This window comes from Chromohalobacter marismortui (assembly GCF_004364315.1).
GTDB classification, from domain to species: Bacteria; Pseudomonadota; Gammaproteobacteria; order Pseudomonadales; family Halomonadaceae; genus Chromohalobacter; species Chromohalobacter marismortui.
This window is the reverse complement of record NZ_SOBR01000001.1, coordinates 39,551-55,087: the sequence shown is the minus strand read 5'-3', so window position 1 is coordinate 55,087 and position 15,537 is coordinate 39,551. Positions and strand designations below refer to the sequence as shown.

12 protein-coding genes are annotated in these 15,537 nt (G+C 60.0%); 8 read left to right on the top strand and 4 right to left on the bottom strand.

All coding sequences use genetic code 11. The features are described 5' to 3' along the window. Positions 1 to 147: 147 nt before the first annotated feature. Positions 148 to 1,554 (top strand): MFS transporter, encoded by a 1,407-nt coding sequence (locus C8E00_RS00220; RefSeq protein ID WP_133693227.1) that lies wholly within the window; start codon positions 148 to 150, stop codon positions 1,552 to 1,554. 34 nt (positions 1,555 to 1,588) lie between these two features. Beyond that, complete coding sequence (locus C8E00_RS00215) at positions 1,589 to 3,160, top strand: glycoside hydrolase family 43 protein (protein ID WP_133693226.1); 1,572 nt, start codon at positions 1,589 to 1,591, stop codon at positions 3,158 to 3,160. A 112-nt stretch (positions 3,161 to 3,272) separates the two neighbouring features. Here C8E00_RS00215 and C8E00_RS00210 read toward each other — a convergent pair whose 3' ends face one another. Beyond that, complete coding sequence (locus tag C8E00_RS00210; RefSeq protein ID WP_133693224.1) at positions 3,273 to 5,018, bottom strand: IlvD/Edd family dehydratase; 1,746 nt, start codon at positions 5,016 to 5,018, stop codon at positions 3,273 to 3,275. A gap of 368 nt (positions 5,019 to 5,386) precedes the next feature. Here C8E00_RS00210 and C8E00_RS00205 point away from each other — a divergent pair, with 368 nt between their 5' ends. From C8E00_RS00205 to C8E00_RS00195, 3 genes are all read left to right on the top strand, one after another. Next, the gene (locus C8E00_RS00205; RefSeq protein WP_133693222.1) at positions 5,387 to 6,574 is read left to right on the top strand and encodes a fumarylacetoacetate hydrolase family protein; all 1,188 of its coding nucleotides are present in this window, start codon (positions 5,387 to 5,389) and stop codon (positions 6,572 to 6,574) included. A gap of 136 nt (positions 6,575 to 6,710) precedes the next feature. Further along, a complete protein-coding gene (locus tag C8E00_RS00200; protein WP_133693220.1) occupies positions 6,711 to 7,730 on the top strand; it encodes a TRAP transporter substrate-binding protein in 1,020 nt (339 codons plus the stop codon). 174 nt (positions 7,731 to 7,904) lie between these two features. Continuing rightward, a complete protein-coding gene (locus tag C8E00_RS00195) occupies positions 7,905 to 9,482 on the top strand; it encodes an aldehyde dehydrogenase (NADP(+)) (RefSeq protein ID WP_133693218.1) in 1,578 nt (525 codons plus the stop codon). 140 nt (positions 9,483 to 9,622) lie between these two features. Here the strand turns inward: C8E00_RS00195 and C8E00_RS00190 are convergent, their stop codons facing one another. Beyond that, positions 9,623 to 11,332, bottom strand: a complete 1,710-nt coding sequence (locus tag C8E00_RS00190) for a DEAD/DEAH box helicase (protein WP_133693216.1) — start codon at positions 11,330 to 11,332, stop codon at positions 9,623 to 9,625. A 393-nt stretch (positions 11,333 to 11,725) separates the two neighbouring features. On the opposite strand from C8E00_RS00190, the gene C8E00_RS00185 reads away from it, so the two are divergent. Continuing rightward, positions 11,726 to 12,175: a YaiI/YqxD family protein gene (locus C8E00_RS00185; protein WP_133693214.1), complete on the top strand. Its 450-nt coding sequence runs from the start codon at positions 11,726 to 11,728 to the stop codon at positions 12,173 to 12,175. Between the two features lie 203 nt (positions 12,176 to 12,378). Continuing rightward, positions 12,379 to 12,504 (top strand): DUF188 domain-containing protein, encoded by a 126-nt coding sequence (locus tag C8E00_RS00175; RefSeq protein ID WP_243833067.1) that lies wholly within the window; start codon positions 12,379 to 12,381, stop codon positions 12,502 to 12,504. A 28-nt stretch (positions 12,505 to 12,532) separates the two neighbouring features. Here the strand turns inward: C8E00_RS00175 and C8E00_RS00170 are convergent, their stop codons facing one another. Further along, positions 12,533 to 13,534, bottom strand: a complete 1,002-nt coding sequence (locus tag C8E00_RS00170) for a glutathione S-transferase family protein (protein ID WP_133693212.1) — start codon at positions 13,532 to 13,534, stop codon at positions 12,533 to 12,535. Between the two features lie 115 nt (positions 13,535 to 13,649). Further along, complete coding sequence (locus C8E00_RS00165) at positions 13,650 to 14,564, bottom strand: LysR family transcriptional regulator (protein ID WP_133693210.1); 915 nt, start codon at positions 14,562 to 14,564, stop codon at positions 13,650 to 13,652. Between the two features lie 92 nt (positions 14,565 to 14,656). Between C8E00_RS00165 and C8E00_RS00160 the strand changes: the two genes are divergently transcribed. Further along, complete coding sequence (locus tag C8E00_RS00160; protein ID WP_133693208.1) at positions 14,657 to 15,505, top strand: pirin family protein; 849 nt, start codon at positions 14,657 to 14,659, stop codon at positions 15,503 to 15,505. Positions 15,506 to 15,537 lie beyond the last annotated feature (32 nt).

The window sequence follows — 15,537 nt, the reverse complement described above, 5'->3', positions numbered from 1 at the left end:
ATCTACAAACATCAACTTAGTTAAAGCTAAAAACTAAAGAACCCCACCCCTCCTTAATGGATACGCAGGTAGTCGTCAGACATGACGCCATGGCGTCTTCAGAAAACTCGAGGCCCATGTGCCTCTCCCATGACAACGAGGTCCATCATGTCGGCAAGCTCACAGACTTCAACCGTTCCTGGCGAGCACGTAGCGTCTACCGCTTCTCCAGCGACACCAGCCGAAAAGATCGGCCTTCTCGAGAAGGTCGGCTATGGCTGTGGCGACTTAGCAAGCAATTTCATATGGCAGGCGATGAGTATTTTCATCGTGTATTACTACACGGATGTCATCGGTGTCGCCGCTGGCATCATCGGCTCGATCATGCTGTTTTCGCGCGTATTTGACGGCTTCTCGGATATCGCCATGGGATATGTCATCGACAAGACACGTTCCCGGCATGGCAAGGCGAGACCCTGGCTGTTATGGCTGGCAGTGCCCTTCGCTTTGTCAGCGGTCATGCTCTTTGCCGTACCCGATGCTTCTCCCTTTTGGCAAGTGGTCTACATTGCCGTGACTTACAACGTGGTATGCCTCGTATATACAGGACTCAACGTCCCCTACGGGACGATGAACTCGCTAATTACCCAGGATCAATATCAACGGTCATTGCTGAACGTCTACCGGATGAGCCTGGCCCTAATAGGGGTCTTGTTGGTAAGCAATCTGACATTACCGGTTGCAACATTGTTCGGCGGCGGGCAATTCGGATGGGTCGTAACTTTCATGATTTTTGGCTCGGTCGGTACTGCGCTTTTCATCTTCACCTTCAAGACGACACGAGAACGCGTCAAGCCTGCCAGTCAAAGCCAGCGAGATTCAACCGTTTCACTCAAGGAAAGTCTACTGACGCTGTGCAAGAATCGATACTGGGCGCTGGCCACCTCTTTCATCCTCATGACCTATATCTTCAACGCGCTCAACTCTGGTGCCGTGGTCTATTACGCAGAATATATCCTGGACGACACCTGGATGGTGGGGATCGTCACCACGGCCTACATCGCCTTCATCCTCGTGGGGATGGCTTGCGTGGCTCCGATCACCAGGCGTTTCGGTAAACGCAATGCCATCATCGTCGGCGAATTGATCACCATTTGCGGATATTTCGTGATGCTGATCGATCTAAGCAATGTAACGCTACTCATCGCCGGTACCATTATTCGAGGCATTGGCAAGGCGCCGATCAATGGCAGCATGTTTGCCATCCTCGGCGACACCATCGAGTACGGCGAATGGAAAACCGGCATCCGCAACGAAGGCATGGTGTATAGCGGCGGCAGCATGGGTATCAAGATTGGCAGCGGCCTGGGTACGGCGCTCATTGGTTGGGTACTGGCATTCGGTGGTTATGTCGGCGGGGGTGGTGAACAGAGCGCCGCGGCCTTGCTATCGATCCAGACGCTGTTCATTTATCTGCCACTCGCGCTTTGCGTGCTTCTTATCGTACTCATGCTTTTTTACGATCTCGATAAACGCTATCCGAGCATCATCGAGGATCTCAAGGCAAGAGCTTGAATTCACACCGCTTGGCAACAAGGAAGCCGATAATATGGCGATCATTACCAATCCCGTCTTGCCTGGATATCATCCGGATCCCTCGATGCTACGCGTAGGCGACGACTATTATATCGCGGTGTCCACGTTCGAGTGGTTTCCCGGCGTGCAAATCCACCATTCCAGAGATCTGGTGCATTGGCGGTTGCTCACGTATCCACTGACGCGAACGACTCAGCTCGACATGGTTGGCAACATCGACTCGGGCGGTGTCTGGGCACCCTGCTTGAGCCATGCCGCTGGAATCTTCTACCTGATCTATACCGATGTCAAAAGCCGAAAAGGCGCTTTCAAAGATACCCATAACTATCTCGTCACCGCCGAGAATATCGAAGGGCCCTGGTCCGACCCCGTCTATCTGAACAGTAGTGGCTTCGACCCTTCCCTGTTTCATGATGATGATGGATCGAGCTGGCTTCTGAACATGATATGGGATTTCCGCAAGGGGGAAAACGCTTTCGCTGGCATCGCACTCCAGCGTTACAACAGGGTCAGTCAATCTCTGACGGGGCCCGTGCACAACATCTTCAAAGGGACTCGACTCGGCGTAACGGAAGCCCCTCACCTTTACAAGTGCAACGGATATTATTATCTGATCACAGCCGAAGGGGGTACCGGATACACTCACGCCGTCACGGTTGCGCGATCTGCTTCTCTGCCGGGGCCCTACGAAGTCGATCCTGACAACCCAGTCCTGACTTCCGATCCAGGCCAGCCGGGGGAATTGCAGAAGGCAGGGCATGCCAGCCTCGTCGAGACACAAAACGGAGAGTGGTATATGGCCCATCTATGCGCTCGCCCGGCCGTGGAGAACAAATGCATTCTCGGACGCGAAACCGCCATCCAAAAATGTCATTGGACCCAGGACGGATGGCTACGTGTCATGGATGGCCCTCACCCCAGCATCAACGTAGAAGCACCGAAGCTACCGCCCCACCCCATGCGGATGGAAAACGATCGGGATGAATTCTCTTCTGCCGAGCTGAAGGGCTACTGGAATTCACTACGGCGAGCCTTCGGCGAGGACTGGATATCGCTCTCCGAGCGTCCCGGTTTCTTGCGTCTCAAAGGGGGCGAATCGATGCAGTCGATGCATCGCCAAAGCCTGCTGGCAAGGCGACTGACGGACTTCCATGTCGAGATCGAAACCCAGCTCGAGTATTCGCCAGAAGATTTTCAACAGATGGCAGGGCTGATCATCTATTACGATACGACCGATTATGCCTACTTGTGTGTCACGCATCATGAGGCACGGGGAAGATGTCTCGGCATCATCGAATCCCGCCATGGCCAATACGATGAGCTACTGACGGAGAGAATCGCCCTCCCGGAAGGCCCAATTTGCTTGATGGCAACGATCCACAACGAACGGCTGCAGTTCCACGTTGCGTCAATCGATGAGGCGTGGCGCACCATTGGCGACGTGATAGATATCCGCCATCTTTCCGATGATGCTGCCGATTACATACGTTTCACCGGCACTTTCGTGGGACTTTGTGCACAGGATCTAGGTGGCCGGCGCCGAGCCGCGGACTTCTCCTACTTCGACTATCGCCCTCTGCCATAAGCGCGACATACTCCAATAGGCGTAGAGCCTCAGCGTCTCACGCCGCGCAATGCCCCATACGCAAAGAGGGCGACCGATCGGCCGCCCTCTTGCTCTGTCCGTGCCACTCGGCTCAGTGTGAGTGGCGGGGAACTTCCGCGCCGCGACATCCCACCAAGAAGTCGAAGTCGCAGCCCTGATCGGCCTGCAGCACGTGCTCGATGTAGAGCTGGCGGTATCCGCCGGTACTGGCGATGCGCGTCGACTCGGCGGTAGGATCGGCCTCGGCCAGGCGTGCGGCGAGCTCGGCATCGTCGACCTCCAGATGCAACGTGCCGGCATAGGCATCGAGAGCGATCAAATCCCCATTGCGAACCGCCGCGAGCGGGCCACCCGCGGCGGCTTCCGGCGCCACATGGAGTACCACGGTGCCATACGCCGTGCCACTCATGCGCGCATCGGAGATCCGCACCATGTCGGTGACGCCCTGCTCGAGCAGCTTGGCGGGCAGCCCCATGTTGCCGACCTCGGCCATGCCGTGGTAACCGCGGGGGCCGCAGTTCTTCATCACCAGAATGTCGTCGGCGGTGACATCGAGATCGGGGTCGTTGATGCGCGCCTTATAGTCGTCGAAATTCTCGAAAACCACGGCACGGCCACGGTGCGTCATCAACTCGGGCGTCGCGGCGGAAGGCTTGAGGACGGCGCCATTGGGCGCAAGATTGCCATGCATCACGCACATGCCGCCGTCCTCGCGCAACGGCGTGTCGAGAGGACGAATCACCGCCTCATTGTAAAGTGGCGCGTCCTGAACGTTCTCCCATAGCGTCTTGCCGTTGATGGTCAACGCCTCCTTGTGCGGTAGCCGGTCGGCCTCGCCCAGACGTCGCAATACGGCCGGCAAGCCCCCCGCATAGTAGAACTCTTCCATCAGATAACGGCCGGAAGGCTGCAAATCGACGATGGTCGGCGTGCCACGCCCGATACGCGTCCAGTCATCCAGCGTCAGGTCGACCCCGATACGCCCGGCAATGGCTTGCAAATGGATCACCGCATTGGTCGATCCGCCGATGGCCGCGTTGGTGCGAATGGCATTCTCGAAGGCCTGCTTGGTGAGCACCTTGGAGAGTTTGAGATCTTCATGAACCATCTCCACGATGCGGTTGCCGGACAGGTGAGCCAGCACATAGCGGCGCGAATCGACAGCGGGAATCGCGGCATTGTGCGGCAACGAGGTGCCCAGTGATTCGGCCATGCAGGCCATGGTCGAGGCGGTGCCCATGGTGTTGCAGGTACCGGCGGAGCGTGACATGCCTGCCTCGGCAGCCATGAAGTCATGCAGCGAAATCTTACCGGCCTTCACTTCCTCGGAGAGCTTCCACACCACGGTACCCGAGCCGATATCCTTGCCTTCGTGCTTGCCATTGAGCATCGGGCCGCCGGTGACCACCAGCGTGGGAATATCGCAACTCGCGGCGCCCATCAGCAACGCCGGCGTGGTCTTGTCACAGCCCACCAGCAGAATCACGGCATCGAGCGGGTTGCCGCGAATGGCTTCCTCGACATCCATGCTCGCCAGGTTGCGGGTGAACATCGCGGTGGGGCGCAGATTGGATTCGCCGTTGGAGAACACCGGAAACTCGACCGGGTACCCGCCCGCTTCGAGCACCCCTTTCTTGACGTGTTCGGCAAGCTTGCGGAAATGCGCATTGCAGGGCGTGAGCTCCGACCAGGTATTGCAGATGCCGATGATCGGTTTGCCCTGGAACTCATGATCGGGAATGCCCTGATTCTTCATCCAGCTGCGGTACATGAAACCGTTCTTGTCTGCGGTACCAAACCACTCGGCGCTGCGCAGTCGGCGGGGGGACTGACTCATCAGGGGCTCCTTCTCATGACATTCGCATTAGCGTTGCCGACACAATAAACGTCTTTCCTGATAACCGAATAATGTCAAAAATCACCTCGATTGATATACATGGCAATATCAACAAAGGCGAAACGCGCTTGCCCTCCATTCTCAGGAGTGCCGCCACGGCGTCTATTTCTTATCGGTATTTAACGTCAACCAACTGAAAAAACGATGATTTCTTGCCCTCAGGGGGCATGGCCACGCTCGTCTGTCCCCCTGTCGTGGCGCCCCACTGCAGCTTGGGCAGTTGCCACGGGTATACGAATGTCTATGTTGAACATGTGAGCTCTATGTTCAACATTTATCACCAACGTGATGAAGCCAAGGGCGCTCCCATGAATGAATTTCACCCGTTTCTCCCCCAGGACGCCGGCAACGATCGCTTGATCGGCCGTGTGTGGGATCCCGATGTGCAAGGTCCGCGCCTGGTCACCGTGCGCGACGGCATGCTTCACGACATAAGTGGCCTCGCCCCCACGTTCAGTGCCCTGCTGGAATTCGACGACGTGTCAGCGCGGATCGCCCAGGCGCCGGATGCCCCACTCCTCGCGGTCAGCGACTGCCTGGAAGCATCGCTTGAAGCCGAGGGCGACCCTGCTACCTGGCACCTCCTGGCGCCCTGCGACTTGCAGGCGATCAAGGCGTGTGGCGTAACATTCGCATCATCGATGCTGGAGCGGGTGATCGAGGAGCAGGCGCGCGGTGATAGCCAGAAGGCCGCGACATTGCGTGAGACCGTCACCTCGCTGATCGGCGACGACCTGTCCCAATTGACCCCGGGCTCCGACGAGGCCCAGGCCCTCAAGACGAAGCTGGTGGAACTCGATGCCTGGTCACAATACCTCGAGGTCGGGATCGGCCCCGACGCCGAGGTGTTCACCAAATCGCAACCCATGTCGGCGGTAGGGCTGGGGCATCGAGTCGGCATTCACCCCGCCTCGAAGTGGAACAACCCGGAGCCCGAGGTCGTGCTGGCAGTGGACTCGCGTGGGCAGGTACGCGGCGCCACGCTGGGTAACGACGTCAACCTGCGCGATGTCGAGGGGCGGAGTGCCCTGTTGCTGGGCAAGGCCAAGGACAACAACGCGTCCTGTGCCATCGGTCCCTTCGTGCGTCTTTTCGATGAGGACTTCGACATCGATAGCGTTCGCGCCCTGGAGGTGACCCTCGACGTTCGCGGTGAGGACGGCTTTCATCTGGACGCGGTGAGCTCGATGAATCAGATCAGCCGCGACCCGCTGGATCTCGTCGCCCAGACGTTAGGCAGCCATCACCAGTATCCGGATGGCTTCATGCTGTTCCTGGGCACTCTGTTCGCGCCGACTCAGGACCGTGATACCCAGGGCAGCGGCTTCACTCATCACCTCGAGGACGTGGTGACCATCGCCACCCCAACGCTCGGGGCACTCGTCAATCGTGTCGACACCAGCGACCGCATTCGGCCCTGGCAGTTCGGCAGCGGTGCCCTGCTCAACTATCTAATGCGCATTAGTCGAGACATCGACCCCGCGCGAGACGACTAGCAGGATGTGTCGCCCCGGGCGTACCGACAATGCGCTTCCAACATGGGCAGCGAGTTCGCCAAGCGAACGTCCATGACTCGGCATCAGGCCGATGCCAACGCTTTATTCATAACAACAAGCTTCAATGGAGATCGAAATGCTCACTCTAAAACAAGCACTCATCGCTACCGGCTCCCTCCTGTTGGTGGGAATGACCAGCGCACAGGCAGCGCAATATGACTGGAAGTTCCAGGCATCGGAAACGGCGGGCGAGCCCAGTTTCAAGATCAAACAAAAATGGGCCGACAAAATCGAAACCATGACCGATGGCAAGGTCAATATCGAAGTCATGCCCATTAACTCTGTCGTGGGCCCCACCGAAACACTGCAGGCGGTCTCCTCGGGCATCCTGCAAGGTCACATGACGGATCCCAGCTACTTCTCTGGACAGAACCCCGCGTTCGGGATGATGGGCAACCTGGTCGGGGCCTGGAGCAACCCCTATGACTTTCTCGAGTACATGAAGCACGGGGGTGGCGAGAAAATCTACAATCAGTTGGCCGAGCGTTACGGCACTCACCTGATTTCCTCAGCGACCTTTCCCCTCGAGTCCATTCCCTCGACGGTGAAGATCGACGAAATCAAGGATTTCGAGGGCCTCAAGATTCGTGCTCCCCAAGGCATGGTTTACAACATCTTCGAGAGGATCGGCGCGACGCCCGTCAATCTGCCCGGCTCTGAAGTCTATACCGCGATGGAAAAAGGCGTGATTGACGCCGCCGACTCGACGGTACTTTCCAACAACGATGCACAGGGGATTCATGAATTCGCATCGTATCCGTTGTATCCCGGCTTCCACTCCATGCCCATGATCGCCGTTTCAATCAACAAGAAGATCTGGGATGGCCTGTCGGACGATCTCAAGACCACCCTTGAAACGGCCTTTGATGCCATGGCCTATGACCTGATCGCCCAGCTCAAGGAAGCCGATCTCAAGACGCTCAAAAAGCTCAAGAAAGATCCTGACGTGCACCCGGTCGACCTTTCCGCCGAGGAACGCAAGAAGTTCCGTCAGGCCGCCGAGAAAGAATGGAAAGTGTGGGCCGACAAGAACGAAATCACAAAAGAGTACTATGATTCAGTGACTCAATTCCTCAAGTCGCGTGGTCTCTTGTAATCTGCCGCGGCCAAAATGGGCAACGCCATCCTTCATGGACGCCTGGTGAGATCATCAGGCGTCCTGATGACTGGCGTTCGCTCTTTTTGCGGATCGGCGGCGGTGGCGCGCCACCGTTGAATTCCGAACGTACCATCGCCATTACTGAGTTGTTCACCCTGCCAGGAGGCAAGCATGATATTGGAAGGCAAGCAGATCATCGGACAAGATACCGTCGCCGGCCCCGGCGCCAGCTTCCAGGCGGTCGATCCCGCCAATGGCGAGACGCTCCCTCCCGAGTTTTCCAGCGCCGATAGCCAGCAGGTGGAGCGTGCCTGTCAGCTTGCTTGGGACGCCTTCGATGCATATCGCGAAACCTCGCTGGAAGAGCGTGCCAAGTTTCTGGAAACCATCGCCGAGGAAATCGAGCACCTGGGCGGCGGGCTCATCGAGCGCGCCATGAGTGAAAGCGGGCTACCGGTCGCGCGTCTCGAAGGCGAGCGAGGTCGTACCTGCAATCAGTTGCGTCTGTTCGCCAACGTCGTGCGCGCTGGAGAATGGCTCGATGTGCGCGTCGATCCGGCCCTGCCCGAGCGCACGCCGATGCCGCGCCCCGATCTGCGCCAGCGCCACATCGCCCTGGGCCCGGTCACCGTCTTCGGTGCCAGCAACTTCCCGCTGGCCTTCTCCGTGGCCGGCGGTGACACAGCGTCCGCACTGGCGGCAGGCTGCCCGGTCATCGTCAAGGCCCACGCGGCGCATCCGGGTACTTCCGAGCTGGTAGCAGGCGCCATACAGACCGCCGCCAAGAAGTGCGGCATGCCCGAGGGCGTGTTCTCCATGCTCTTCGATGCCGGTTACGAGGTAGGCACCGCACTGGTCAAGCATCCCCACATCAAGGCAGTCGGTTTCACCGGTTCACGCAAGGGCGGTCTGGCGCTGCAACAAGCCGCACAATCGCGCCCCGAGCCCATCCCCGTCTATGCCGAGATGAGCAGTATCAACCCCGTCTTCCTGATGCCCAAGGCACTCGAAGCGCGCGGTACCGACCTCGCCCAGTCTTTCGTGGGCTCCGTGTCCATGGGCGCAGGCCAATTCTGTACCAATCCGGGTCTGGTCCTCGGCCTCAAGAGCTCGGCGCTGGATAGCTTCATCGAGGAAGCTGGCAAGGCGCTCAAGGACACGCCCGCAAGCACCATGCTGACACCGGGCATTCATTCAGCCTACGAGCAAAGCGTCGCCAAGCTGGCCGCCAACCCCAAGGTCAACGAAGTGGGCCGTGGCCTCACCGGCGAAGGTGAGAACCAGTGCCAAGCCGGTCTCTTCACCACACAAGGGGCGGACCTCCTGGCCGATGAATCGCTACAGGACGAAGTCTTCGGCGCCACGTCACTGGTCGTGATCTGCAACGATCTGGACGAAATGAAACGCGTGGCCGAAGCACTGGAAGGCCAATTGACCGCCACCCTGCAGATGGATGAAGGCGATACGCAGGACGCGGCACAGTTGCTGCCGATTCTCGAGCGCAAGGCGGGACGCATCATGGCCAACGGCTGGCCAACCGGTGTCGAGGTCTGCCATGCCATGGTGCACGGCGGTCCCTTCCCGGCCACGTCCGATTCACGCTCCACCTCCGTGGGCAGCGCCGCTATCTTCCGGTTCCTGCGTCCGGTGTGCTATCAGAATCTTTCCGATTCGCTGCTTCCCGAAGCCCTCAAGGAAGCGAACGGCCTGAATCTGAAGCGCCTCGTCGACGGCAAGCGCGAAGGATAACGCTCACACGCCAGGCCCGCCCCCTTCGAGGACGGGCCTTATCCAACGCAAACGCCCCATGGCAGTCACCTTGCCATGGGGCGTTTTTCATGGCCGCCCGTCACATAACGAGCGGCATACGCGAGCCGTTGGTGGCTACATCACGCCTGCGAGCGACGACGCTTGGAGCCGTCGTCATCGTCACGATTGCGACGCGGCGCGCGCTCCTGACCACCACGATCCTCGGCGATCTCCAGCGGACGGCCGGCGACACGCGCCTGACCGATGCGCGAGAGCACGGCGGCCGGCAGCGTATTCGGCAACTCGACCACGGAGAAAGCGTTGCGAATGTCGATGCGGCCGATCTTGCCACCATCGATACCGCCTTCATTGGCCAGCGCGCCGACCAGCTGGCCGGGCTTGACGCCATCCTTGTGCCCCACCGATACACGGTAACGCGTCATGCCGGCACTCGGCCCACGATCACGACGATTGGGTTTGTCGTCGCGACCGCCGCCCTGGCGCGGAGAACGGCGCTCGCCGGGCTTCGGCAAGCGGCCGATGGGGGCCTCGCCGGAACGCGCCATGCTGGCCATGGCACAGGCCAGATCGACGGCATCATAGCCGTCATCGACCAAGCCCTCGATCAGCTCACGCTGATAGTCGCTGCCACGCGCCAGCGTCTCCAGCACACGCTTGCGGAACAACTCGTCGCGATGCGCACGGATGACAGACTCATCGGGCAACTCGACTTCCTTCATCGGCTGGCCAGTGACACGCTCCATGTCACGCACGCGACGCTGCTCGCGCCCCCCGGCGAAGGTGATCGCCACACCCTTGCGCCCAGCGCGCCCTGTCCGCCCGATGCGGTGGGTGTACGCTTCACCATCCTGCGGCAGATCGTAATTGAAGACATGCGTGATACGCGGCACATCGAGGCCACGCGCAGCGACGTCGGTGGCGATCAGGACATCGACCTTGCCACGCTTGAGGCGGTCGACGGTTCGCTCACGCAGACTCTGGTCGAGATCGCCGGACAGCGCCGCCGCATTTACGCCACGCTGCAATAGCTGCTCGACCAGGGTGGTGCAGGCGGCACGCGTTCTCACGAAGACGATGGCCGCATCCACCGGCTCGACCTCGAGCAAGCGCGATAACGCTTCCAGCTTGGCTCCGCCTTCGATACGTACCAGCCGCTGTTCGATGCCTTCGGCGGTCTTGGTCTTGGTCTCGATCATGATCCTCAGCGGATCGACCAGATAATGATCGACGATACGCGAGATTTCATTCGGCAAGGTCGCGGAGAAGAACACCCGCTGCGCATCTTGCGGCGTATCGGCGACCACCCGCTTGACGTCATCGATGAAGCCCATGCGCAACATTTCGTCGGCTTCATCGAGTACCAGCGCGTTGAGACCGTCGAGCTTGAGGCTGCCACGGTCGAGGTGGTCAATCACGCGTCCCGGTGTGCCGACGACGACCTGAGCGCCACGGCGCAACCCGCTGAGCTGCTCACGATATTCCTGGCCACCGCACAGGCTGAGCACCTCGAGACCCTTGAGATCACGACCGTACTGAACGAAAGACGCGGCAACCTGCTGCGCCAACTCACGTGTCGGCGCAAGCACCAGCACCTGTGGCTCGCGACGCTTGAGGTCAAGACGCGACAATAGCGGCAAGGCAAAGGCAGCGGTCTTGCCGGTACCGGTCTGGGCCTGGCCCAGCACATCGCGCCCTTCGAGTAGCGCGGGAATGGTTTTAGACTGAATCAGTGAGGGTGTCTCATACCCCAGAGAGTCGAGCGTAGAAAGAAGAACAGACGGCAGCGAAAGCTCGGCGAAAGTCGTCGAGTCAGCGGGAGTTGTGGTCATGTCACACCTTGGATGGCCGGCGCGAACCGGCGGAAAAATTCAAGGCGCCTTCATTGCCCATCGGCCGCTCGGCCTGGGGCATCGAAACAAAAGGCGCCGGTCGCAGCACCTGCGTCCTGCCGCATGTGCGGCAGCTGTGGCGACCTTACGCGTCGTGGCGCGCCATCGATGCGGCAAGCGCTCTCACGGCCGGCTCGAAGCGAGCGGGCAATGCGCCTTGCGCAGAAACGTCCTAAGAGCCGAACCACATGATGAGTGGAGGCACATCGCACAGGGACGAATACAGGATGGAGGGGTCAACACATGCGAGGAAATGGCATACTACCATCGACTAATGCCCTGGCTCAATCTTATTCGTACATCCCGTCCATTCGCTTATCGAGGGAGTTTCCCATGCCGACGCTGTGGATCGACGCCGACGCCTGTCCGCGTCAAGCCCGCGAGATCATCGTGCGTGCAGCCGAGCGCACCCAGACGCTGACACGTTTCGTCGCCAATCATCGTCTGCCCCTGCCGCCCTCGGCCTGGGTCAGCGCGCTGGCCGTCCCCGGTGGCTTCGATGCCGCCGACGACGCCATCGTCGACCGAGTGGCAGCGGGCGATCTGGTCGTCACCGCCGACCTGCCTCTGGCGGAGGCCGTGTTGGCACGCGAGGCCGAGGTCATCACCAATCGTGGCGAAGCGCTGACCCGCGACAGCATTCGTGCCCAGGTACAGATGCGTGACTTCATGGAAACTCTGCGCGCCAGCGGTGAACACACCGGCGGCCCCAAGCCCTACGGCGATGTCGAGCGCCGCGAGTTCGCCAATGCGCTCGATCGGTGGCTGGCCAGGAATCGCTAATTTTGCGGCAGCACCCCCGTGCAGATGCGGCTATCCAAGATTCGCATGGAAACTCTGCGCGCCAGCGGTGAACACACCGGCGGCCCCAAGCCCTACGGCGATGTCGAGCGCCGCGAGTTCGCCATGCGCTCGATCGGTGGCTGGCCAGGAATCGCTAATTTTGCGGCAGCGCCCCCGTGCAGATGCGGCTATCCAAGATTCGCATGGAAACTCTGCGCGCCAGCGGTGAACACACCGGCGGCCCCAAGCCCTACGGCGATGTCGAGCGCCGCGCCTTCGCCAACGCCCTGGATCGCTGGCTGACACGTGCTCGGGCACGCGGCGACTGACAACGCCGCGGGATGAACAGTCGGCGCCTCAGGCGCCGCGGATCCCCCGACCGGGCAAGCGCTCACGATCATGGGGGCGCGTGAGATCCAGCAGCGGCCCCTGAGGGACGATACGCGTCGGGTTGATGGTGTCGTGGCTGTAATAATAGTGGCGCTTGATGTGATCGAAACTCACCGTCTCGGCAATGCCCGGCCACTGATACAGTTCACGCAGGTAATTCGACAGGTTGGGATAGTCCTCGATACGCCGCAGGTTGCACTTGAAGTGCCCATGATAGACGGCATCGAAGCGTACCAGTGTGGTGAATAACCGAATGTCCGCCTCGGTGAGCCACTCCCCGGCGAGATAGCGGCCTGCATCGAGACGCGTCTCGAGCCGGTCGAGGGCTGCGAACAGCGCCGCAACGTGCTTGTCGTAGACCGCCTGTTCGGTCGCGAAGCCAGCCTTGTAGACGCCGTTGTTGATATGGTCGTAGACATCAGCATTGACGGCATCGATGGTGTCGCGCAAGTCCTCGGGGTAAAAATCCAGGCGGTTGCCGGTCAGGTCATCGAAGGCGCTCCCCAGCATGCGCACCAGCTCGGCGGACTCATTATTGACGATGCGTCCAGTCTGGCGATCCCAAAGCGCCGGCACCGTGACCCGCCCCGTATACTGAGGATCGGTCAGCGTATACAGCTGGTGATGGTAATCGACGCCATTGAGCGGATCGCCACTCGAGCCTTCCTCGATGGCATAGGACCACCCCTGCTCCAGCATCAGCGGGCTGGTATGCGACACACCGATCATGTCCTCCAGCCCCTTGAGCTTGCGCATGATCAAGGTGCGATGCGCCCACGGACAGGCCAACGAGACGTAGAGATGAAAACGCCCCGGCGCGGCGACCAGCCCCGGCTGCCCTTGCGGTCCCGGCATGCCGTCCGCCGTGACCCAATCACGCAACTGCGCCGACTCGCGCACGAACTCGCCGCCGTGCTTCTTGGTGTCATACCACTGGTCGTGCCAACGACCTTCGATCAACAGTCCCATTTCTTTGCTCCTACAGCGATCCTGACGCGCATTGCACGGATGGCCGGCGCTTGGCCGCCCTCGATGGCGCTCAGCATAAAATGATTGATTCGACGCTCAAGCGCATTAAAGCGACCTAATCGTTCGTTTCTATCGAATGTTCATCGCAGCAACCGCTCACGGCTTCGTGCAGGGCCGCTGCCAGCGCCCGCGTGGCCGGTCCGGCACGATCTCGGTCACGAAATATCAACTGCATCGATACTTCACGACGCCCCCCGAGCGCCAGAGGCAAAGGGACAAGCCTTCCCATGCGCAATGCTTCTCGGATGCGAGTGATCGGCATCCAGGCAAACCCCAATCCACGGCACAACATGTCGAACGACGTCACCAGATGGCTCACCGTCCAGCGCTGCTCGGCCTTGAGCCACCCGGCGTCCATCGACTGACGTAGCGCCGAATCCCGCACCACCAGTTGACGGTGCTGCTCCAGATCACGCAGATCGAGTTCACGCCCCAAATGCTGCAAAGGGTGGCCTGGATGCGACACGGCCAGAAACTCCACATTGACCAAAGGCTCCCCCAAAAAGCCCTGTGCGGCGATACCGGACACCACCAGATCAGCGCGTCCGTCGTAAAGCATCTCGACACCGCCATTGAGTACGGTTTCATGCAGTTGCACGCGCACGTGGGGGTAGAGCCGCGACACACTGTCCAGCGCCTGCGCCAAGGCATCCGGCGGAAATATCTGATCGACGGCAATCACCACCTCGGCCTCGAGCCCCTCGCCGAGGCGTCCGGCAACATCTTCCAAGGCCTCGGCGCTTTCCAGTAGTTGCCGAGCACGACGCAGCAGCATATCCCCCGCCTCGGTCAAACGTACCTGTCGCCCCACCGGCTCCAGGACCCGAACCCCCAATTGCTCTTCGAGCTTGTGCACCGCGTGGTTGAGCGTCGAAGGGCTCTTGTGCACGGCCTCCGCGGCACGCGCGAACCCGCCATGATCGACCACCGCAGCGAGCATGCGCCATTGCGCTAACGTGACGCTGACCATTCGACTCTCCCGAATGCTTAAAGCAAAAATATGCGATTAATTTTCGAAAATTACGAACTAAAATACCAGCCATAGGCATCAGGAGGTTCACCATGACGCACGCAACGCAAACAGACCGTCGAATCAAGCACATTCGCTCCAGCCATCCAAGTCAGGACGGGGATGGCGTCAAGATCAAGCGACTGCACGACTTCGAAGGCGGGCTCGACCCATTTCTCATGCTCGACGAACTGGGGTCCGAACAGCCCGACGACTATATCGGGGGCTTTCCGCCACACCCCCACCGAGGTATGCAGACGCTGACGTACGTCATTCACGGCGGGCTGACGCACGAGGACCATCTTGGCCACAGCAGCACCATTCATGCCGGCGATGCGCAATGGATGCATACCGGACGCGGCATGATCCACTCTGAAATGCCACTGACCGACAGCCAAGGGCTTCACGCCTTTCAGCTGTGGATCAACTTGCCGGCTCGCGACAAGCTGAGTCCCGCCACCTATCGCGACATACGCGCGCAGGACATGCCGCATCTCGAGGGGCAAGCAGGCCATTTGATAGCGCTCGGAGGCCGCTGGCAAAACGCCTCGGCCAGTGTCGATGGCCCTCTGGATGCCTTGGCCGGCAACGCCGGGGTCGCCGATCTGCGGCTCGACTCAGGCACTTTGTCGCTGACCCAGCTCGATGACGAGACCATGCTGGTATATGCCTATCTGGGCACGGTGAAGATGGGTGAGCAAGTGGTAAACGCCGGTCACCTCGCAGTACTGGAGGCCGGTGATGCGCTCACGCTGGAAGCCGATGGAGAGGCCGGTGCCCTACTCTTGCGTGGCACGCCGCATCGCGAACCCATCGCTCATTATGGGCCTTTTGTGATGAACACACGTAGCGAGCTGGACGCCGCCATGCAGGCCTATCGTGATGGCAGCTTGACCGACTAAATTTATACCAATACTGTACAACGAGTGGCAGC